Source organism: Thermobacillus composti KWC4, from assembly GCF_000227705.2.
Lineage (GTDB): Bacteria > Bacillota > Bacilli > Paenibacillales > Paenibacillaceae > Thermobacillus > Thermobacillus xylanilyticus.
In genome coordinates, this window is record NC_019897.1 from 4,069,550 (window position 1) to 4,091,226 (window position 21,677).

At 60.9% G+C, this 21,677-nt stretch carries 18 protein-coding genes; 2 read left to right on the forward strand and 16 right to left on the reverse strand.

Annotated features, from left to right (window positions below; translation table 11 throughout):
* The first annotated feature begins 63 nt into the window (after nucleotides 1-63).
* The gene (locus tag THECO_RS18645) at nucleotides 64-2,232 is read left to right on the forward strand and encodes an Ig-like domain-containing protein (RefSeq protein ID WP_015256561.1); all 2,169 of its coding nucleotides are present in this window, start codon (nucleotides 64-66) and stop codon (nucleotides 2,230-2,232) included.
* 94 nt (nucleotides 2,233-2,326) lie between these two features.
* Here THECO_RS18645 and THECO_RS18650 read toward each other — a convergent pair whose 3' ends face one another.
* The 7 genes from THECO_RS18650 to spoIID all read right to left on the reverse strand — a co-directional run bounded on the left by THECO_RS18650 (nucleotide 2,327) and on the right by spoIID (nucleotide 8,420).
* A complete protein-coding gene (locus THECO_RS18650) occupies nucleotides 2,327-2,668 on the reverse strand; it encodes a DNA-directed RNA polymerase subunit beta (RefSeq protein WP_015256562.1) in 342 nt (113 codons plus the stop codon).
* A gap of 17 nt (nucleotides 2,669-2,685) precedes the next feature.
* Nucleotides 2,686-3,519: a flagellar hook-basal body protein gene (locus THECO_RS18655; RefSeq protein WP_015256563.1), complete on the reverse strand. Its 834-nt coding sequence runs from the start codon at nucleotides 3,517-3,519 to the stop codon at nucleotides 2,686-2,688.
* Nucleotides 3,520-3,575: 56 nt separating this feature from the next.
* Nucleotides 3,576-4,442 carry a flagellar hook-basal body protein gene (locus tag THECO_RS18660; protein ID WP_015256564.1) on the reverse strand — a complete coding sequence of 289 codons (867 nt, stop codon included), beginning with the start codon at nucleotides 4,440-4,442 and terminating at the stop codon, nucleotides 3,576-3,578.
* A gap of 103 nt (nucleotides 4,443-4,545) precedes the next feature.
* Nucleotides 4,546-5,544 carry a rod shape-determining protein MreB gene (gene mreB / locus THECO_RS18665; RefSeq protein ID WP_015256565.1) on the reverse strand — a complete coding sequence of 333 codons (999 nt, stop codon included), beginning with the start codon at nucleotides 5,542-5,544 and terminating at the stop codon, nucleotides 4,546-4,548.
* A 237-nt stretch (nucleotides 5,545-5,781) separates the two neighbouring features.
* Nucleotides 5,782-6,072 carry a sporulation transcriptional regulator SpoIIID gene (gene spoIIID / locus THECO_RS18670; RefSeq protein ID WP_015256566.1) on the reverse strand — a complete coding sequence of 97 codons (291 nt, stop codon included), beginning with the start codon at nucleotides 6,070-6,072 and terminating at the stop codon, nucleotides 5,782-5,784.
* A gap of 300 nt (nucleotides 6,073-6,372) precedes the next feature.
* Entirely contained in the window at nucleotides 6,373-7,104 is a 732-nt protein-coding gene (locus THECO_RS18675) for a M23 family metallopeptidase (RefSeq protein ID WP_015256567.1), read from the reverse strand.
* A 68-nt stretch (nucleotides 7,105-7,172) separates the two neighbouring features.
* Nucleotides 7,173-8,420 (reverse strand): stage II sporulation protein D, encoded by a 1,248-nt coding sequence (gene spoIID / locus THECO_RS18680; protein WP_015256568.1) that lies wholly within the window; start codon nucleotides 8,418-8,420, stop codon nucleotides 7,173-7,175.
* 427 nt (nucleotides 8,421-8,847) lie between these two features.
* Between spoIID and THECO_RS18685 the strand changes: the two genes are divergently transcribed.
* Nucleotides 8,848-10,089, forward strand: coding sequence for an ISL3 family transposase (locus tag THECO_RS18685; RefSeq protein ID WP_015256227.1), 1,242 nt, complete (start codon nucleotides 8,848-8,850; stop codon nucleotides 10,087-10,089).
* Between the two features lie 81 nt (nucleotides 10,090-10,170).
* On the opposite strand, the gene murA is transcribed toward THECO_RS18685, so the two are convergent.
* The 9 genes from murA to nuoI form a co-directional block, all read right to left on the reverse strand.
* Nucleotides 10,171-11,562: a UDP-N-acetylglucosamine 1-carboxyvinyltransferase gene (gene murA, locus THECO_RS18690; RefSeq protein WP_015256569.1), complete on the reverse strand. Its 1,392-nt coding sequence runs from the start codon at nucleotides 11,560-11,562 to the stop codon at nucleotides 10,171-10,173.
* A 229-nt stretch (nucleotides 11,563-11,791) separates the two neighbouring features.
* On the reverse strand, nucleotides 11,792-12,016 hold the full coding sequence (locus THECO_RS18695; protein ID WP_232427713.1) for a DUF1146 family protein: 225 nt from the start codon (nucleotides 12,014-12,016) through the stop codon (nucleotides 11,792-11,794).
* A gap of 22 nt (nucleotides 12,017-12,038) precedes the next feature.
* Nucleotides 12,039-15,113, reverse strand: coding sequence for a S8 family peptidase (locus THECO_RS18700; protein ID WP_015256571.1), 3,075 nt, complete (start codon nucleotides 15,111-15,113; stop codon nucleotides 12,039-12,041).
* A gap of 216 nt (nucleotides 15,114-15,329) precedes the next feature.
* On the reverse strand, nucleotides 15,330-16,901 hold the full coding sequence (locus THECO_RS18705) for an NADH-quinone oxidoreductase subunit N (protein ID WP_015256572.1): 1,572 nt from the start codon (nucleotides 16,899-16,901) through the stop codon (nucleotides 15,330-15,332).
* Nucleotides 16,902-16,905: 4 nt separating this feature from the next.
* A complete protein-coding gene (locus tag THECO_RS18710) occupies nucleotides 16,906-18,513 on the reverse strand; it encodes a complex I subunit 4 family protein (protein WP_015256573.1) in 1,608 nt (535 codons plus the stop codon).
* A complete protein-coding gene (nuoL, locus tag THECO_RS18715; RefSeq protein ID WP_015256574.1) occupies nucleotides 18,513-20,381 on the reverse strand; it encodes an NADH-quinone oxidoreductase subunit L in 1,869 nt (622 codons plus the stop codon). Before nuoL ends, THECO_RS18710 begins: the two co-directional genes overlap by 1 nt.
* Nucleotides 20,382-20,386: 5 nt before the next feature.
* Nucleotides 20,387-20,689, reverse strand: a complete 303-nt coding sequence (gene nuoK, locus THECO_RS18720; RefSeq protein ID WP_015256575.1) for an NADH-quinone oxidoreductase subunit NuoK — start codon at nucleotides 20,687-20,689, stop codon at nucleotides 20,387-20,389.
* A gap of 2 nt (nucleotides 20,690-20,691) precedes the next feature.
* Nucleotides 20,692-21,216, reverse strand: a complete 525-nt coding sequence (locus tag THECO_RS18725; protein ID WP_015256576.1) for an NADH-quinone oxidoreductase subunit J — start codon at nucleotides 21,214-21,216, stop codon at nucleotides 20,692-20,694.
* A gap of 3 nt (nucleotides 21,217-21,219) precedes the next feature.
* A complete protein-coding gene (gene nuoI / locus THECO_RS18730; RefSeq protein WP_015256577.1) occupies nucleotides 21,220-21,669 on the reverse strand; it encodes an NADH-quinone oxidoreductase subunit NuoI in 450 nt (149 codons plus the stop codon).
* Between the last annotated feature and the right edge of the window lie 8 nt (nucleotides 21,670-21,677).

Sequence of the window (21,677 nt, forward strand, 5' to 3'; positions counted from 1 at the left end):
TCCGGCCGTTAATATAAGAGTAGACTGCCTGACGGCCGCAAGAGCGCAAGGAGGATGACATTGATGCAAACGAAACAAAGACATGGCACAATCGGCATTCGCCTGATCGCCGCAATCACCGCGCTGATCCTGCTGGCGCTGCCCGCCGCATGGGCGGCTGCAGCAGACGAAACGGTGAAAGCGATCGAGTTCGCCGGCATCGACAACACCCTGTCGATGTACGTCGATGAGAAGCAGCAGGTATCCGCTGTCGCGGAATTGTCCGGCGGCAGCTATAAGGATGTGACGTTCGAAGCCGTATGGAGCACGTCCAACAGCAGCGTCGTCCAGGTGGACAAGGGGCTGCTGACGGCGAAAGCTTCCGGCTACGCCGACATCACGGTGAAGTATGCTTCCGCATCGAAAACGATGCGCGTCACCGTCACCCACGAATATGACAAGGTCGAAATCGCATCGTCCGGCGGCGGCCCGATCAACTCGACGCTCGAACTCGAGCTCGGCGACGATCTCGAGCTGAAGCTCCTCGCGTACAAGAACGGCTCCTCTTCGGACGTGACCGATGACGCGGAATGGAGCACCTCGAATGAAGCCATCGCCCGGGTGGAAGGCGGCAAAGTCGAACTGTCCGCTCCGGGTTCGGTGACGATTTCGGCCCGGTACAAAGGCCGCACCGACAGCGTCAAACTGAATGTGACCTCGCCCTACGAATCGCTGGCGCTGGCTCCGGAAGAGCTGATCGAGTTCCGCTACGGCGATGCGGGCGTGCAGCTCACGGCAACGGCCGCATTGAAGAACGGCGGCAGCGAAGACGTGACGGCGAAGGCAAGCTGGGTGTCCGCCGACCCGTCGGTGGCCACCGTGAAGAACGGCCTCGTGAAGCCGGCCGGCGTCGGCACGACGACGGTTCGCGCCGAATACCTCGGCGTGCATGAGCAGGTGACGGTCGTCGTGCGGCCCGCCTACGCCGCGCTCCGGCTGTCGGAAGACAAGCCGCTGCACCTGCTTCTGGGGAGCGATCCGGTGCCGCTGCAAGCCTTCGCGGCGAACCATCCGGATGAACCGGAAGACGACGTCACGGCGCTCGCCGAATGGAAATCATCCAATGTTTATGCAGTGACCGTTGCGGACGGCGTCGTGACGGCCAAGGAAGAAGGCAAAGCCCGGATCACGGCATCGTACAAAGGCCGCACGGTCGGCATTGATGTGACCGTCTATCCGTACATCCGGTCGATTGCGATCGACAAGGAATCGATCGACGCATTCGAAGACGGCGAAGGCACGCTGCCCAAGGTCACCGGCGAGTCGCTTGCCGGCGCGTCGATCGATGTGTCCGGCCTGGCCGAATGGACCTCGGCGAACACCGATGTCGTCACCGTCGAAGACGGCAAGTGGTTCGCCCGCGGCCTCGGCGAGACGGTGCTGACGGCGCGCGTCGGCACGCGCACGGCGCAGGTGAAGATCACCGTGCAAGAAGAGCCGCTGGCGCTGCTGTCCGACACCGAAGAATTGACGGTGGTCGCCGGCAAGTCGATTCCGCTGCCGGACGTAAGGCTTATCCTGAAGAACGGCAACACGGTCGAGGACATGGAATCGAAGCTGGAATGGACCACGTCGTCGCCGAACATTCTGGTGGCCGGCAATGAGCTCAAAGGATTGCTGACAGGCCGCTACACGCTGACCGCGACCTACCTCGGCAAGAAGCTCACGTTCCGCGTCACCGTCGAGCAGGAGATCGTCCGGCTTGAAGCAAGCCCGGCATCGATCGAGCTGAACCCGGGCAAGTCGAAGTCGATCAAAGTAACGGGTTACTACAAGAACGGCAAATCGGTCACGCTGAGCAACAAAGTCGTCTGGACGTCGAGCAATCCGTCCGTCGTCTCCGTAAGCGGAAGCAAAGTGAAGGCCGCCGCCGCCGGACAAGCGTCCGTGGTTACCGAATACCAGGGCATTCCGCTCATCGTGCAGGTATCGGTCGTGCCGAAGCTGACCAAGCTGACCGCGTCGGTGAAGTCGCTGGAGCTGGCGCCCGGCGCAGCCGAACAGGTACGGCTGACTGCCGTATTTGACAAGACGGAAGAGGCTGACGTCACGTCGCTGGCCGCATGGACATCCTCGAACGAACGCGTTGCCGTCGTGTCGGGCGGACAGATCAAAGCGCTGGCACAGGGCACGGCGACGATCAAGGCATCGTACGGCGGCAAGACCGTATCCATCCGGGTCAAGGTGAAATAAATCCGGATTTCAGGCACAAGAAGGGCGCCCCGCCCGTCGCAATGACGGAGCGGGGCGCCCGTTTTCACGGCTGAACCGCGTTTCCGATTTCATTTCAGGACTCGGCGAAAATCAGATCGTACATGTGCTTCCACGTCTCCCAATTCCAGACGTCATCCGGCGATCCGCCGCCGAGTTTCGTATAACCGATATACAAACCTGCAATCAGCGCCGCGATGAGGAGCAGCGGCACGATGGCCGCGCGCAGCGTCCGCAGCAGCGCTCTTACAGCCGGATGGCGCCTTGGCTTGCCGGGTTTGCCCGAACCGCCTTCGGACGGCCGCTTCGCGCCCGTCCCCGACTCGCCGGCCGGCCGCACCGGACGGGCCGCCGTTTCGGTGCGAACCGGTTCCGTCTCCCTTGCCGGCGCCTTCGGCCGGTCTTGTCCGTTAATCATGTCTCATCCCGTTTCGCTCAAGCGCGCAGTCCGTTGGCCAGACTCATCATCGTGTCGGCGGATGACAGCGCGCGTGCGCTGAGTTGATAGGCTCGCTGCACCATCAGCAGCTCCGACATTTCCGTCTCCAGTTGGACATTGGATTGCTCGAGGGCGCCCTGCGTAATCCGGACATCGTCCTCTTCGCCCGGCAGCACGTCGCGGAACACATCCGCGGCATCAACGCCGTCTGCTATCGTGTACAGATTGTCCGCCGCAGCCAGCAGCGCATCCGGTCTCACCGGTTCGACCAGTTTCAGCTGCCCGAGCGCCAGACGATCGCTTCCGTCAACGGAGACGGCGCTTACCCTGCCCTGCGCGTCAACTTGCAGCTCGTATCCGGCAGGCAGGAGAAGCGGACCTTCCGCGCCGCCCTCATCCCGGACGACGACCGGATAGCCGTCCGCGGTTGTCACGACAATGTCGCCCGCTGCGTTCAGCGTCGCCCGGAAGGCGCCGCTGCGCGTATAAGCCCGCGTTCCCGCATCGTCCGTAATCACTTCGAACAACGCATTGCCGTGAATCGCGAGATCATACGGATTGTCGGTGATTTGAATCGACCCTTGCGACAAATCCTGCTGCACTTGCGTCATCCGCGCGCCCCAGCCGATCGTGAAGCCGAGCGGCGTCAGCCGGCCCGCTTGCGCGAACCGTTCATCCTGCTGCTTCGCGGTCGTAAGCAGATCCTCGAATGAGGCGCTCTTGCGCTTGTAGCCCGCGGTATTCAGGTTCGCGATGTTGTCGGCGATCAGATCGAGCTTGCGCTGCATCGCGTTCATCGACGTCATCGCGTTAATCATCGAGCTGTTCATCGAACCGCCCCTTTCCCGCTTTCATCCTGCATCATAACCGAAATTCGACGCGAAAGCTAGACCTTGCCGACCTCGTTGACCGCCTTGCCCAGGCTTTGGTCATAGAACTGGATGACCTTCTGGTTCGATTCGTACGCGCGAAGCGCGCTCATCAGGTCGACCATCGCCTGCGCCGCGTCCACATTGGAACGCTCCAGATAGCCTTGCCGCACCTCGATGAGGTCACCGGCTTCAGCCGCCCGCGCCAGATCCGCATCCTCGTCGTTCAGCCGGAACTTGCCGTTCCCTTCCTGAACGAGGCGGTTCGGATTCTCGATGACCGTGATCAGCAACTGGACGCCGGCATCCGCGCCGTCCGCGTCAACGAACCGCAGGTCGCCGGTCAGCGACAGCCGGTCGAGGCTCAAACCCGGCGGGAACTGAATCGGATTGTTGTCCGTTCCGAGGACGAATGAACCGTCGTTCGTGACAAGGAATCCTTCGTCATTCACCAGGAACGATCCGTTCCGCGTATAGCGGATGCCGCCGTCCCGATCCTGCACCGTGAAGAACGCCTGCGGCTGGAACACGACGTTGCCGTCAGCGTCAATCGCCTTCCCGGAACGGTCGAACCGAAGTCCCGGGACCTGCAGATTAGCCTGAATGGCGAAATCCGACATTCTGCCGGTCGCGTACGCGTCGCCCTGGATATGGACCGACAAGCTCTCTTCCGCGAACACGCCGGTGTTCACAGCGCCGATTCTTGCAGGCTTGTCCCCTTCGATGCCGGTCAGATACAGCAGCATTTCCGGGAACGATCGGCCTACCGATGTGACCTGCTTGTACCCCGGCGTATTCAGATTCGAAATATTGTTCGTAACCGTATCATGCCGCCGCTGCTGGGTTACCATCCCTGCCGCGGCCGTATACAAACCGCGAAGCATGATCTTCCTCCCTTCACTCGTCCAGGCCGGCTTCCGGCCATGCCGCAAAAACACTTACGGCTATTTTATCGGCATTCCGGTCCCGAATTGTGAATCGGATGTCTCAGAGCTTCTTCGAGCTGACCTTGTCCAGGTTCTCCAGCATGATGCCCGTGCCTTTCACGACGCAGTGCATCGGATCTTCCGCAATCAGCACCGGCACTTTCAGCTCGTCGGCCAGCAGCGCGTCCAATCCGTCAAGCAGCGCGCCGCCCCCCGTCAGAATGACGCCGCGATCGATGATATCCGCCGACAACTCCGGCGGTGTCCGTTCCAGCACCGCCTTGGCGGCCTGGACGATCGACATGACCGAATCCCAGAGCGCTTCCCGCACTTCCTCCGAGCGGATCGTCACCGTCTGGGGCAGCCCGGTCACCATGTCGCGTCCGCGGATGTCCATCGATTCCTTTCGCCCGTCCGGATGGACCGAGCCGATGCGGATTTTGATGTCCTCGCTTGTCCGCTCGCCGATCAGCAGCTTGTATTTGTTTTTGATATATTTCATGATCTCGGAGTCGAATTTGTCGCCCGCCACTTTGATGGACGAGGCCGTGACGATGTCGCCCATGGACAGCACCGCGACATCCGTCGTGCCGCCGCCGATGTCGACGACCATGTTGCCGCTTGGCTGGAAAATGTCCATGCCGGCTCCGATCGCCGCCGCCTTCGGCTCCTCCTCGAGAAATACTTCCTTGGCCCCGCTTCGTTCAGCCGCTTCCCGGATCGCTTTCTGTTCGACCGACGTGATGTTCGTCGGCGCGCAGATCAGGATGCGCGGACGGCTGTACCATTTCCGACCCCCGACCCGGTTGATGAATGACTTCAGCATTAGTTCCGTAATCTCAAAGTCGGCGATCACGCCGTCCTTCAGCGGACGGATCGCCACGATGTTGCCCGGCGTCCGGCCGACCATCCGTCTCGCTTCTTCGCCGACGGCCAGCACCCGCTTCGATTCGCTTTCAATGGCGACGACGGAAGGTTCGTCCAGCACGACGCCCCTGCCTTTGACATGAATGGATACATTGGCTGTTCCGAGATCGATTCCGATATCTTTGCCCAACATTTCTGCATGTCCCCCAACCCGAAAATTATCAGGGCGTTTCGACCGGCACCCAAGGCTTGTCCATTTGCAAGCCGCCTGAAAAAAGGCCTGTCCGGACTCGACGAATACCGCGCGCCGTACCGTCCCGCCGGGACAAAGGCACACGGTATGTCATGAAATGTCGCTCGATTCCAAATCGGCCCATAATCGATATCAATTCGCTATTGTTGTCCGAAATCCTCTATTTTTGTAGAAGAATTAACCGTTTTTTCCGGCCGTTATCGCTTCGCGTTTCTTCCCCGCCGATTTCTTGTATTTGATCTTCGTCGCTTCGCCGCCCCGCAGATGCCGAATCGATTTGTGGTACTCGAGAATGTGCTTCACCTGGTCCGCAAGGTCGGGATTGATCTCCGGCAGCCGCTCGGTCAGATCCTTGTGTACCGTGCTTTTCGAAACGCCGAACTCCTTCGCGATCGTTCGAACGGTATTTCTCGTCTCGACGATGCATCTGCCGATTTTGATCGTCCGTTCTTTGATGTAATCGTGCACGTTCCCGCCTCCCAACTCGGAATAGTTTGGTACATTATATGAGTCGGGGAGGTTTATATTCGCCGTGGTCAAGCGTGACAAGCCTGACGGTACAAATTATTTTCCGGGAAATAAACGCCGCCCCGGGAACACCATCCTGCACCGTACGGGCGCGTCCGGAGCGACGGGATGGAAAAGCCGTTTGCAAAAAAAAGGAAAGCAGGGGTTCCCCTGCTTTCCCGGCTTAGCCTTCGTGCACTTCTGCGCCGCCGGTCCGTCCGGCCCGCCTGTGCGACCAATGGCCTGCATGGTCTGTTCGCATCATTCTTCTTCGTCAAGCAGTGCCAGCGGATTGACCGGCGTGCCGTTCTCGCGGACTTCGAAGTGAAGATGTACGCCGAGATCTTTCTCCAGTTCGCTGCGTCCCGCCTTCGCGATCAGCGTGCCTTGCTTCACTTCGTCGCCGACCTTGACGTTGATTTCGCTCAGGCTCTGGTACACGGTGACAAGCCCGTCCGGATGCGCGATTTCGACAATATAACCGTTCGTCGGATGCTGCTCGGCTACCGTCACCTTGCCGCTCATCGCGGCAGCGACATCGAAGGCCGCATTGTCAGGCCGCGCCAGATCGATGCCCATGTGCGGCATGAACGTCGTGCCGGACACCAGAAGCGCCTGCTGCCGTTCTTCACTCGGCGCATCCGCGTCATAGTGCGGGAGAACGATCTCCAGCTCCGAGCGGTCGACGACCGGCCATTGCAGCGTTTCGCCGTCCGCAATGACCTCCAGCGTACGCTCATCGGCCACGGCTTCATCGGTATTCGTCACGTCGCTCACTTCAGCGGACTCGTCATCTGCAGGCTTGACTTCCGACTTGTCGGTCCCCTGATAGAGCCACATGATCGTTACGATGATTGCCGCCGCGGCCATGAAAAATGCCGGAGAAACCCATTTCTTCGACAGCAATCTCTTCCAACCGGACGATTTGGCGGCTCCGCTTCGGGACAGCCCGGAAGCTTCCTCAAGCGGTTTCTGCTTGTCTTGTTCATTCATTTTTTGATCACCTCACCAGCCATTGTTGCCAGTGGGGAATCTTTTATACGTCGCTGAAATGATAATTTTCAAGTTTTGAAACTTTCGAACGATGCCGCAAGACTCGCAGATCGGACAAGCCTTGTTCCCCGGTAATAGTAGGCCAGAATCTGCTCCGCGTCATTGCCCGCCCTGGCCAGCGCCTGCGCCCCCCATTGGCTCATGCCTACGCCATGTCCGTAGCCGTAGCACACCAGCGTGATCCGTCCGTCTTCGATCCGCCAGCTGAAGTTGGCGGACGGCAGATCCAGCGCCTCCCGCACCTCCCGTCCGGTGAGCACCTTCTTCCCGATCCGGATCTCTTTCACACTTCGGCCCGCCGTCCGGCTCAGCACCTCGATGCCGCCCTTTCGGTCCCGCTTGCGGATGCCCAGGCGGTCATAGAATTCGTCCAGCTCCATTTCGACCTTCTGTTCGAAACGCGGCGACAGCTGCGCGTCCCAGGGGCTGGGCACGCTTCTCAGATACGGAACCTCCACGGACCAGTAATCTTCGGCATTCTCCGTATAACCGCCGCTTGTCGAGAAATAGGCCGCCTGAATCGGCTCGCCCTCGTAGGTCAGCACGAGCCCCTGCGTCTCGGCGACCGCTCGTCCGATCCGCGCCAGCTCTTCCTCCCGTTCAAGCCGCATTTCCCGGATTTTCTTCAGCGGCACATACACCTGGTCGGCCTCGCCGTCCGTCACATCATATTCCCGTTTTACATCGCCGGTATCTTGCGCTGCGGTGAACAGTTTGCGGATGATATAGGTTCGGGCCGCAATCGCCTGCGCCTTCAGCGCTTCAAGCTCGAAATCGGCCGGCATCTCTCCCGCTACGACGCCGAGAACATACGTCTCCAGCGGCACCGTTTCCACACGCCCCTCTTCCGCCAGGTAGACGCGCACCAACGGCTCGTCCGGCGCTTCGTCCTGCCCGGCGGCGCCGCCTTCACCATTTGCGGATTCGCCGTTCTTCGCAAGCCGGGAATCGCCGGCCTGTCCGACCGCTCCATCGGTCTGTGCTTCATCCTCATGTTTCAGATTGCCGCTTCCGGATTCCGGCATCCGCGGTCTTCCTGCCAATTCGCTGCTGCCGGGTTCCGAAGCTTCCGCCGCCATGACCTCCGGAATCCCGTCGGATTTTGTATGCGAAGCGCCGGATTCCGACACCCCGCCGCCCGCGGACATCAACTTCAGGAACATGGCCGCCGCCATGCCGAGCAGAAACGCCGCCATCCAGCCCGAAGTTCCAACACCGCCCTGCAGGATGCGCCTCCATGCCGTTCTCCGTCTCATTGTGTCTGCCCTCCAATCGACGCTGGTACGTCTGCTTGAATCTCTCATCCGCCGGTCTTGGTACATCCTATGAAGCCGTTTGGTAGGGCAGAACCACAAAACCTCGGTCAAGCGAAAATGCCGGCAGCTTGCGGATTTCCGGCCGCTTCTATTTTGATGAAAGCGCATTTGTATCCCGAATGGAAGAAATGAATCGTTCCGGAAACAAGCAAAAACGGCTGGCGCCGTCCTCCCGGGCGGGCGCGTCCGTTTTGCGGTGAAAGATAAGCCGGTTATAAGCGTGAAACTTATAAAGTCTTATCTTTTAAAAAAGGCTCAAAACCGAAATCAGTGCTTGACGAAATAATCCAAGGCTAAAAGTGGAAAAACATCTGCTAATCCTGTATTGTTGTAAGTCTCACCCAACAAACAACAAAGGAATAGACAGATGCATACTCAGTATATCAATGAACTGCTCGACTTACCAGAGTTAAAAATTCACCAAATTCTGTCCATCGATGCCGATGAAGTTCACATCGAAGCCGTGCCACTGGGTGACAAGCAATGTTGCCCCTGTTGCGGGTCCGACCAGGCGGTGATCCGTAAGGGAAGAAATGACATGCGGCGCATCCGGCATCTTTGTGTATTCGAGAAGAAAACCTATCTGCATGTGCCGTCCATCCGGATGTATTGTACGCGTTGCGAAGCCGGTTTTGTATGGGCGTACGAGTTTGTCGGACCCAGGCAGCGCTACAGCAAGCTTTTCCGCTCCCATGCCGTCGAACAGGCACTCGGTTCTACAGCCGCCCACAGCGCCCGGATGCAGCAGGCGCCGGCCAGCACCATACAGCGCATCCATCACGAAGCGGTTCCGGCGGAAGGGGAACGGATCTATAAACAAGTGTGGGAAGAAGCAAAAGAAATGGAAGAGCTGGTGTTAGGTGTCGATGACTTCGCGGTCAAGAAAGGCCATACGTATAACACCGGCATTCACAACCTGAAAGGCGAGACCATGCTTGATCTGCTGCCGGGCCGAAAGCTGGAGGAGCTTAGGACCTATGCCCAGGAGCATCCGGATTTCCTTCGGCTTAACCCCAAAGCGGTGGTCATGGATTTGGCCCAGGCTTACCATGCCTGGATCAGCGAGTGTTTCCCGAATGCCATTCGCATCGCGGACCGTTTTCATGTTCATGGGTACGTGATCAAATGCGTGCAAGAGGTTCGGAAAACCGTTCAGAACACCCTGTCGCCGCGGGCTAAGGCGCATCTGAAGGCGAGTCATCGGCTGTTGAACCCATCAGCGGAAAGCCTGAGCGAAGAAAGCCGAAAACGGCTGGAAACGCTGCTGAGTTACTCCCCGCTTCTTCGCAGCGTATGGGAGTGGAAAGAAGCGTTTGCGACCTGGTACGACTGCTCCCCCAGCTTTGCCGTTGCCCAACGGGGATTTGAGCGATGGTGCGAGCAAGGTGATCGAATCAACCATCCTGCAGTCCGAAGCACGCTTAAGACAATGCGCAACTGGAAAGAGGAGATCGTGAACTATCATCAATGCCGATGGACAAACGCAACCGTAGAAGGACGCCATAATCGCATTAAGGCCTTTCAGCGCCGGCATTATTTCACACGAAATCGCAGTCATTATAAAGCAGGCATTCTCATCGAATGCAACCGCCATCGGTTGTTGGGTTAACTGTCAAGCACTGATTTTGAGATTGATCCTTAAAAAAGAACGCGTCTTTCACAACGCGTTCTGATGATCGTTCTGCTTGCTTCACGCCCAGGAAGGCCTGACCTGAATGCGGGCGCGCTCCTCGCGGGCGAAGACCGCCTCGGCCGGCACTTCCCCTTCCGCTTCCTCGAGGCGGAGGGCCTGCGCTTCTTCCGCCTCCCGGGCAAGCGCGGCTTCCGCCTCAATCCGGCGAATGTCCGCGCCGAGCGCCGCCAGCTTCTCCGTAATCCCCAAGTATCCGCGGTCAATATGATGAACGCCCGTGATCTCGGTCTCGCCTTCGGCGCGCAGCGCGGCACAGATCAGCGCGGCTCCGGCGCGCAGATCGGTGGCGCACACCTTGGCGCCGACGAGTTTCGCACCGCCCGTTACGATCGCGGACCGCCCTTCCACACGGATCTGTCCCTGAAGCTTGCGGAATTCCTCCACATGCATGAACCGGTTCTCGAACACCGTCTCCGTCACGACGCTCGTGCCTTCCGCCACCATGAGCAGCGCCATGATCTGCGACTGCATATCGGTGGGAAATCCCGGGTGCGGGAGGGTCTTCACATCGACGGCGCGCAGCGGACGGCTTACCGTCACGCGGATGCCGTTCTCGCATTCCCCGAAATCGACGCCCATTTCTTCCAGCTTCGAAATCACCGGGGTCAAATGGTCGGCAATTGCGCCTTCAATCATTACATCTCCGCCGGTTATGGCGGCGGCAACCATATAAGTGCCGGCTTCCACCCGATCGGGGATTACCGTATGTTCCGCACCGTGCAGCATGTCGACCCCTTCGATGCGGATCATGCTCGTACCCGCGCCTCGCACGACGGCGCCCATGCTGTTCATGAAATTCGCCAGATCGACGATTTCCGGTTCCCTCGCCGCATTCTCGATGATGGTCGTCCCTTCCGCAAGCGAGGCGGCCATCATGATGTTCTGCGTGGCGCCGACGCTCGGCACATCGAGGTAGATCTTCGCGCCTTTCAGCCGTCCGTGCGTGCGCGCTTCTATGTAACCTTGCCCCAGGGCGATGTCAGCGCCCATCGCTTCGAAGCCTTTCAGGTGCTGGTCAATCGGGCGCGTGCCGATGGCGCATCCGCCAGGCAGCGAGATGCGCGCCTGTCCGAATCGCGTCAGCAGAGGTCCCATCACGAGGAAGGAAGCCCGCATTTTACGGACCAGTTCATATGGTGGTTCGAAGCTTTGCAGTGATGAAGCATCAACGAAGACGGTGTCGCCGTCCTGGCGGAGGCCGGCGCCGAGCGAAGACAACACCTGCCGGATGGTCAAGACATCATCAAGCAGGGGGACGTCTCGAATGACACTGACGCCCTTTTCGGCGAGCAGCGACGCGGCCAGAATGGGCAGCACCGCATTTTTGGCGCCGCTGATGCGAACCGTTCCGGAGAGCCGCCGACCGCCGCGGACGATGATTTTGCTCATATGGGTCCCTCCGCGCACATGATCCTGCCAATCACGATCCGAACTAGTACTTTTTTCATCCGTCCAACATTCCGTGAATATCTTAGCATTTCCTTACACAGATCGACAAACACAAAATTTCGAATCTATACAGGAATTGGCGAAAATTCCCGACATTCTACATCCTTCGCAGCCGAATGCCGAATTCGGACCGTAGAATCACTACCATTGTTGACGGAATCCGTTCTCCTTATTCGACAAGCAGGCGCAGCGACGTCGACCATTCCCAGTAATCCAGGATGAACCGGGAGAACAGATAGCCGATCGCGACCGCCAACATCAGACGCAGCATGACGGCGCGCCTGCCCTTGGGCTGCTTCAGGAACACGTCGAGCTTGAGTTCCTGAAGCACGACCCAGGCGAGATAGACGCTGAGCAGCATGACGGCCGCGGACAGCAGCCCTCTTATGCCCATTGAAAAATAGACATCCTCCATCTCAGTTCAATCTCCTCTTCTCCACCGCGCGCAGCAGAAAGACGCTGAATTCCGCCCGGCTGATCCGTTCATCCGGTCTGACGAATCCGCCGGGGTAGCCGCTCAGCAGCCCTTCTTCCTTGAGCCGGTTGATCATCGATGCCGCCCAGTGGTTCGGGCTCAGATCGTTGAACGGCGCCGATGCCCTGTTCAGCGGCGCCAGTCCGAGCGCGCGGCCGATCATGACGGCGGCTTCGGCCCGGGATACCGGATTTGATGGGCCGAACCTGCCGCCCGGCAAACCGTTTACGATGCCGGCCGCCGTCGCCTGCTGGATCGCTTTATAGGCCCAGTGGCTCTCGTCCAGATCGCGGTAAGCGATCGTGGCGGCCGGCGTTCCCGATCCGCCCAGCGCCCGCACGACCAGCGCGGCCGCTTCCGCGCGGGAAATGCCGCGATCCGGCTCGAACCGGCGGTCGCCCGTCCCCGACACGAGGCCGAGCGCGTTCAGCCTGATGATCGAGTCTTCGGCCCAATGGCCGGCGATATCCCGGAAACCGCCCACGAGCGGCTCCACATTGACCCGCAGCCGGTACAAGCTCCGGTCGAACGGACGGTCGGATGTGAGCCTGATGTAATGGCTACCCTCATCATATTCACGCTCGATGCGAATGCTTGCCGTCTCAGGCGCCGTTTCAACGGTTTCCAGCAATTGCTGGCGCTTGTCGTACACTTCCATCCGCACGCGGCGGTCCGCCGGCACCCCGTCCAGCGTAACCGACACGATCGAACGGCTGTCCAGTTTCAGCCTGAACCAGTCTTCATCATCCCGGGTAGAGAAGACACCCCGGTACTCCGTGTCCGGCGCCAGCGGCGTCGCCGCATAGATCCGGTCGTTCGGCTCGTTCGGATCTTCATGCCTCCGCTCAAGTTCCAGCGTCAGCGTATAAGTGCCGACGGAGGGATGCGCGGATGCCGACGAAGCGTCGCGCACCCGGATCAGATATCGGCCAGGGGTCACCGGAATATTCGCCCGCTCCGTCGCCCCTTCGCCGTAGTCGTCCACGCGCTGTTCCGTGCCATGCTCAGGCTTGATGAGAAAGGCCGGATCGATGCGCATCGTATCGACCGCAAGCGAAAGCTTCAAATCGCCTGTCTGGCCGATCGTCACGGCGTACCAATCCTGATCGCCCTGTTGGTGGAACGTTCCGGTCACTTTCAGCTGCCCGTCCGTCAGGTTCGCCAACTGGCGGGCTGTTGCCTGCGTGTCATTCGGCTCATATTCGTCCGCGGCCATCCGGAATCCGGTCGTCAGCGTGTAGGGCACGACCGCGGTCTCTTCGCCGTTCTTGAACTTCAATTCCAGCCATTGGACGCCGCGCTTTACCGGCCATTCCACCTTTCCGGCGTTCATGCGCCACTCCGCGGAAGCCGTCGTTCCGTCTTTCCGGTGCAGCACGGCGGATACGGCGGGATACGCCTTTTTCTCCCCGGGATGGCCTTCAAAAGCAAACGTCATCCACCCGTCATGCGGCGCATCGATCCGGAACCAATCGATGTCGGATCCGCCGCTCAAAGCCCCCGCGATCTGATTGACGACCGGCAGCGCAGCGGCTTCCTGCCGTGTGTTGTTCGGCTCCCGCGGGTCCGGGTTCGCCGCCGCCTTCAGCGCAAGATCGACCCGAAGCAGCCCCGCTCCGGTCTGATCGTCGCGGCCGGGTGCCCCGATATCCTGCGCCGTCTGCATCAGCCGCTCCCGCACCTGCCAGGCTTTCAGATGCGGCTCCTTCGTCCAGACGAGCGCCGCGGCAGCCGCAACCTGCGGCGCAGCCATCGACGTGCCTTCTTCCTTGCGGTATCCTCCGCCGAGCGCCGTCGTGTACACTTCCCAGGCTGCCGCGATATCGTTCTCGGGACCGGCATTGGCCCGGCGTTCCGGGCTGCCGTCCGCCGCCGCGCCGGAGACGGCCATCACGGTCGGGTAGGCCGCCGGATATTTGACAACAGCCTTGCGGCCGTGCTGGAGCCCGTCATTGCCGCTGGCCGCGACGAGCAGAACGTCGTTTTTCTCGGCATACAAGGCGATGTCCTGCATGTAGGGGGAATACCGGTAAAGCCCGACCGACAGGACGACGATCTTCGCGCCGGCATCCACCGCTTTCACAATCGCTTCGCCGAGCATCTTCTCATCGCCGAATCCGGTTTCGTCCAGCGCCTTGACCGGCATGATCTTCGCCTTCCACAGCACGCCGGCCGTCCCGATGCCGTTGTTGCCTATGGCCGCCAGCACACCGGCGACCCGGGTGCCGTGCCCGTTGTCGTCCTCGGGAGGCTTGCCGGGCGCAATCAGATTGATGCCCTGCACGAGATTGTCTTTCAGATCCGGATGATCGAGATCGACGCCGGTGTCCACCACCGCGATCGTCAGATCGGTCGCCATGCCCGGCGCCAGCGCCCAGGCGCGGTCCGCTCCGATCAGTTTCAGATAAGACTGCCTGTCCAGATGCGGATCGTCAGGCTTGCCCGGAAGTTCCGCGGCTGCCGGCGCCGCAGGAGACTGGGGGTTTGCTGAGGATTGCAACGCCGCTTCCGTCTCTGTTGTCGCAACAGCCGGCGTGGACGCCGTGGACGTCATGCCTGGCTGCTCTCCGCCGCTATCCGCGAGCAGTTTTACCTTGCCGACGGGATGCACATATTCCACATCCGGGTGCGCGGTCAGCCTGTCCAGCCAGCGCTGCCGGTCTTCACCGTCTGCCGGCACGACGAGGTCCACACCCGTCTCCGGCTGCCGCGAGAGCACGACGGTGCCCGGCAGCCGGGCGGGATCCGTCTCCGCGCCTTCCCGCCATTTCAGGAGCCAGCTCCCGGTTGTCCATACATCTGCCGCATCCGCCGAAGACTTCATGTTCGATGGGGCGCTTGCTCCGGCCGTTGCAAGCGGACCGCCCGTTTCCCCAAGCAGCGATCCCGCAGCCAGCACGCACGCCAACAGCGCCGCAGGCACGGCGATTCTTCGCCGCCGCTGACGCCGGTCGGTGCGCGCCGCCGCTTCCTTTCGGTTGTCGGTCCTCCGGCCGTTCCCTTTCATGATTCGCATTGCGATCTGTCCTTATCCGTCCGTTTCCATTCCGATGCTATCTATTATAATCGATAAAAGATTTCATTGCGTTTAAAAAACTCTCACTTGCCGGAAAGCATCCAATACACCCCGAAAAAACAATCCGGCCGCGTCCCGTCCATTCCGGACAAGACGCAGCCGGATTTGACTGTCACACCAACGCTCTCTTCGCCTGCCAACACCGTCCGCGAGCGTTTACCGCGGCATTGCCACCCAGACGTCGCGGGACAGCGTTACGGCCTGCTCCAGCATCTCCATGAACGCGTTCGGCATGAAGCCGAGCGCCAGCGTAGCCGCGACGCAGATCCAAAGCGCGATGCCCGTCGGCACGGGGACGCTCAGCTTCGCCTCCGTCTCGGCGGTCCGCATGAACATCTGGCGAATGATGCTGAAGTAGAAGTAATACGAGATGACGCTGGTCACGATCATGATCGCGGCCAGCCAATAATCTTTCATTTGCGCCGCGCTCAGCAGAATGAACAGCTTGCCGAAGAAGCCGCCCGTCACCGGCAGCCCGGCCAGCGAGATGAGCAGCACGATCATCCCCGCCGCCGTCCACGGCGCACGGTAGTACAGGCCGGCATAGCCCTTCAATTCGTCATGCCCGGCCGTCTGGCTGACGACCGCCATGACCGCGAAAGCGCCGATCGTCATGAACAGGTAGGCGACCAGGTAGAACGAGAAATCGCCCAGGTTGTTGGTCGACGTCGTGCCGAGCCCGATCGCCAGCGGCACGAGCAGATAGCCCGCGTTGGCGACGCCGGACAGGGCGAGCAGCCGCTTCACGTTCTTCTGGCGCAGCGCCGCCGTCGTGCCGACGATCATCGCCGCGGCCGCCAGCACTTTCAACGCGAGCAGCACGTCTTCGCCGACCGGGCTGACGGCCGGCCCGAGGATGAACGGCGTCTGGATGATCGCCGTGTTGAAGATCACCCGCACCAGCGCAATGAACGCCGCGGCTTTCGAGACGACGGCCAGAAACGCCGTGACGGGTGTCGCCGCTCCCTGGTAGACGTCCGGCGCCCAGGCGTGGAACGGAGCGACCGCGATCTTCACCGCGAAGCCCGCGACCAGGAAGAACAGGCCGACGTAGACGAGCGCTTTGAAATCGGTGACCGCCTGCTCCAACATCCGGGCAATCCAGCCGAGGTTGGTCAACCCCGTCACCCCGTACAGGTACGACATGCCGAACAGGATGAACGCCGACGAGACGGCGCCGATGACGACATACTTGAATGCCGCTTCAGCCGCGAGCTTCGATTTTTTGCGGAACCCGATCAGCACATACGTCGAAATGCCGAGCAGTTCGAGCCCGATGAACATCGTGATCAGATCCGCCGTCGAGCAGAGGATGAGCGCACCGGCGACGGCAGGCAGCATCATCGTGAACGTTTCGCCTTTGTCCGGAATGGCATCATCCCGCTCGATCGTCCGGATGCCCATCAGCAGGATGAGCATGGACGCGGCCAGGATGATCAGCTTCATCGTGAGCGCGAAACCGTCGATCCGGTAGCTGTCCCGCAGAAGCGAAATCACTTCCGCGCCGCCTTCGCCGAACGGATCGAACGACAGCAGCTGCCCGACCACGACGGCGGCGGAACCGGCCATTGCAGCCAGCGTCAGCCAGCTCAGAAACCCGCGGCGGACCGTATTCGGCAGCAGCAGATCAAGGAGCGTAAGCAGAATCGCCGCGCCGACCAGAATGATCTCGGGGACGAGGTAAGCCACATCCGGCCCGGTCAAAGCTTGCGTTGCCGTTGTCACCATGCGACTACCCCCCCATCCTCGTGTTCAAATGCGCAATGATGTTGTCGAAACTTCCCTGCATCGTATCCGTCAGCACCGATGGATAGACGCCGAGCAGCACGATGAAGGCGAACAGCGCGATCATCGGCACGGCTTCGATGAGCCGTGCGTCCTTCAGCACCGCGTAGCGCTCCTGCTGCGGGCCGAACGTAATCTTCAGCACGCTGCGCAGGATGTACACAGCCGCCAGAATGACGCCGATCACGGCGATTGCGGTCACCCACTTCATCGTCTCGAACAAGCCGAGGAAGGCAAGGAACTCGCCGATGAAGCCGGACAGCCCCGGCAGTCCGAGCGACGCCATCCCCGCGGCCAGCAGCACGCCGCTCATGAACGGCATCGGGCGGGCGAGGCCGCCGAGCTCTTCCAGTTCCGTCGTGCCGGTCCGTTCGTACAGGCTGCCCACGATCAGGAACAGGAGCGCCGAGATGAGGCCGTGCGACACGAGCTGGAACACCGCGCCCTGCAGTCCGATCTCGTTCAGCGACGCGATGCCGAGCAGCACGATGCCCATGTGGCTGACCGACGAATAGGCCAGCACCAGCCGGAACTCCCGCTGAACGAACGCCAGCACGGCGCCGTACAGCACGCTCACGGCGCCGAGCAGCGCCAGCACGAACGACGCATCTTCCGCCAGCTCGGGGAACAGCCCGATGCCGAATCGGATCAGACCGTATCCGCCCATCTTGAGCAGGACGCCGGAGTGAATCATGACGACGGAAGGCGGCGCTTCCGCGTGGACGCGGAGCATCCACGTATGCAGCGGCAGCACCGGCAGCTTGATGCCGAAGGCCGCAAGCAGCAGGATGAAGATCGTCCACCGCAGACGATCGCTCAGCGCGAACGGATTGTCATACCCGCCGGGCAGGTTCGTGAGCGATTCACCGGATGTCAGATTCGCCGCAATCGTCGCGTAATCGCCGCTGTAAACCAGATCGCCTCCCTGCTCCGTCGCATTCAGCGACGCGCCCGCGGTGGAAATGAGCAGCACGAACGCGATCAGCATGAGAGCCGAACCAAGCCCGTTGTAGATGAGGAACGTGTTCGCCGCTTTTTCCCGGTTCAGGGAGCCCCAGATGCCGATCAGGAAGAACAGCGCGATCAGCGTCAGCTCGAAGAACAGGAAGAACAGGATCAGGTCGCGCGCCAGGAAGACGCCGAGCATCCCCGTCTCGAGCAGCAGGAACCAGACATAGAACGCTTTCCAGCGCTTCTTGATATGGACCGACGCCAGCGCGGCCATTACCGCGACGAGCGCCGCGAGCGCCACGAGCGGCAGCGACAGGCCGTCGACCGCCAGATGGTACTGGAAGACGTAAGCGCTGGAGCCGATATTGACCGCCTCATGGTTGAGCGCGATCGTGATCCAGTCGACCTGCTCCCTGAAGGCGTTCGGATTCGCCGCGTCATAGGACGCGAACAGCCAGAGCGACAGGCCGAGCGGGACGAGCGTCGTCACGATCGCAGCCGTGCGGAGCGCGCGGCTGTTCGTACCGGGTATGAAGAGCAGCACCAGCAGCCCGATGATCGGCGAGAACGTCAGCAGCGTCAGCCAGGGGAAAGAGCTTTCCATTACCAAAACCTCCTTCCGGCAATCGCTGCAACGAGAATGACCAGCCCGATGACGACGTACAAGCCGTAGGACTGCAGTTGGCCGCTTTGCATCCGGGTTGCCGCGCGGCCTGTCCAGAAGGCTGCGCCTCCCGCCAGCCGGACGGCGCCGCCGACGACATGGCGGTCGAAGGCGTCGCACGCCCGTCCGATCGCGCGCAGCGAGACCGTGAAGACCGCATGATAAATATCGTCGATGTAGTATTTCCGCTCGAGCAGACGGGTCAGCCAGGGCGCGCGGGATGTGACGACATCGCGCGAAATGGCCCCCTTCACATAGATCAGCCAGCCGAGATAGATGCCCAGAAGGCCGATCGCCGTGGAGACGAGCATGACGAGCGCCGCACCTTCATGCTCCGCCGCATGCCCGGTCAGCCATTCGCCGAACCAGCCCGTGCCGCTGAACGGCATTTCGACGAAGCCCGCGATGACCGCCAGCACCGCCAGCACGATCAGCGGCACCGTCATGGTAGCCGGCGATTCATGCGCTTCGCCGCCCGCCTTCGGATTGCCCGCGAAGACGAGGAAGAACAGGCGGGACATGTAGAGCGCCGTCAGAAACGCGGCCGCGATGCCGACGACGAACAGCGCCGGATTCGCGTGGAGCGCTTCCGCCAGAATGGCGTCCTTCGACCAGAAGCCGGAGAGCGGCGGGATGCCGGCGAGCGCCAGCGCGCCGACCGCGAACGTCCAGGCGGTCGTCTTCATCGTCTTGCCGAGGCCGCCCATCTCGTGAATATCCTGCGTATGAACTGCATGAATGACGCTGCCCGCCCCGAGGAACAGGAGCGCCTTGAAAAACGCATGCGTGAACAGATGGAACATGCCGGCCGTCACCGAACCGAGCCCGATCGCCATCATCATGTAGCCGAGCTGGCTGACGGTGGAGTAAGCCAGAATCCGCTTGATGTCGTTCTGGGCGATGGCGATCGACGCCGCGAAGATCGCGGTGAAGGCGCCGACCCAGGCGACCGTATCCAGCGCCGCCTGCGACGCTTCGAAGATCGGGAACGTGCGGGCGACCAGGAACACGCCGGCGGCGACCATCGTTGCGGCGTGGATCAGGGCGCTGATCGGCGTCGGGCCCTCCATCGCGTCCGGAAGCCAGACGTGCAGCGGGAACTGGCCGGACTTGCCGACCGCCCCGACGAAGATCAGAATCGCGATCAGCGTGGTGATGCCTTCCGTGATCAGGCCGGTCTGGCCGAACACGTTCTCAATCGCGGCGAACGACAAGTCATGATCCGGCATGTACCAGAACAGGAGCAGTAGCGCGATCAGCAGACCGACATCGCCGATCCGCGTGACGATGAACGCTTTCTTCGCCGCGGCCTTCGCTTCCGGCTTCTGGTACCAGAAGCCGATGAGCAGGAACGAGCAGACCCCGACCAGCTCCCAGAAAATGTAGAGCGTGAGCAGATTGTCGGCGAGCACGAGACCGAGCATCGAGAACGTGAACAGCGCCACGTAGCCGAAAAACACGGTCATGCGCTCATCGTCCTTCATGTAGCCCATCGAGTAAATGTTGACCAGGAACGCGACGAGCGAGACGACGACCAGCATGAGCGCCGTCAGATTCGTCACGTCGAAACCGGCGGTCAGGGCATAGCCGCCGATCTTGATCCAGTGGAAACTGTCGTTGTATTCGTCGGCGCCGCCGAGATGCTCGATCAGCACGAGCGCCGACAGGGCGAGCGCCCCGAACGATCCGAGCACGGCGACGATGGCGCCGGTCTGCTTCAGGCCGCGGCCGAACGCCGTCAGGATGAGGAAAGCCGCGAGCGGGAACACCGGAACGAGCCAGGCGTATTGCGAGTACACGGTTGCCATAGCCGCTACCTCCTCATCTCGTTGAATTCATCGACGTTCACCACGCCGCGCGCGCGGAACAGGGCGATCAGAATCGCGACGCCGACCGCCACTTCGGCGGCCGCCACCGAGATGGTGAACAGCGAGAAAATCTGACCCGTGAGCGACGGCAAGACGCCGTATTTCGAGAAGGCGACCAGATTCAGGTTCACCGCGTTGAGCATCAGCTCCACCGACATGAGCACGATGACGGCGTTGCGTTTCGACAGCGCGCCGTACAGTCCGATGCAGAACAGAATGGCGGCCATGGTCAGGTACGATGACAGCACGTCTACTCCGCCTCCTTCTTCGCGATCACGATCGCGCCGATGAACGCGACCGTCAGGAGAACCGACACCAGCTCGAACGGGATGACGTGCTGCGTATAGAGCTGCTTGCCGATCTCCATCGCGTTGTCGACTCCGGCCTGCAGCGGCGGAGCCGAAGGCTCGAATTCCGTGGTACGGATCGCGTAGAACAGCATGCCGAACAGCAGGATCGACGCGACGGCCGACACGATCTCGTGCACCGGTCTTGCCGGCTCATGCTGCACGGCCTGGTGGTGCGTCATCATGATGCCGAAGATCATGAGAATCGTGATGGCGCCCGCGTAGATGAGCACCTGCACGAAGGCGACGAATTCCGCTTCCAGCACGACGAACATGCCGCCGAGCCCGAGGAAGACGGCCGCCAGCGACACCACCATGTGGACGACCTTCGTCAGCGTCAGCATCAGCACCGCGCCGACGATCATGATGACGGCGAACGCGAAGAACGCAACCAGTTCGCCGGACCAGTTGATGTAGAACCCGCTCATCGGTTACTTCGCGCCCCCTCTCTGCGGCGCGCCGATGTTGTTGTTGTCCTGCCGGACGTTCGTGTTGTTGTTTTCCAGCCACTCGCGATCCTTGAACAGTTCGTCGCGGCTGTATGCCGCCAGTTCGAAATTGTTCGTCATGACAATCGCTTCCGTCGGACACACTTCGGTGCACAGATCGCACAGGATGCACAGTTCGAAGTTGATGTCGTAGGTATCGATCACTTTGCCTTTCTTCTCGGGATCCGGATTCGGCTTGCCGACCAGCGTGATGCACTCTGTCGGGCAGATGCGCGCACACTGGTTGCAGACGATGCATTTGTCCGGCTCGAAATGCTGGACGCCGCGGAACCGGTCCGGCATCTTGAGCGGAACGTCCGGGTAGGCATAGGTGACCTTCTTCGTCGTCATCGCCTTGAGCGTAACGCCCAGACCCTGGATCAAACCTTTCATGGCCCTAA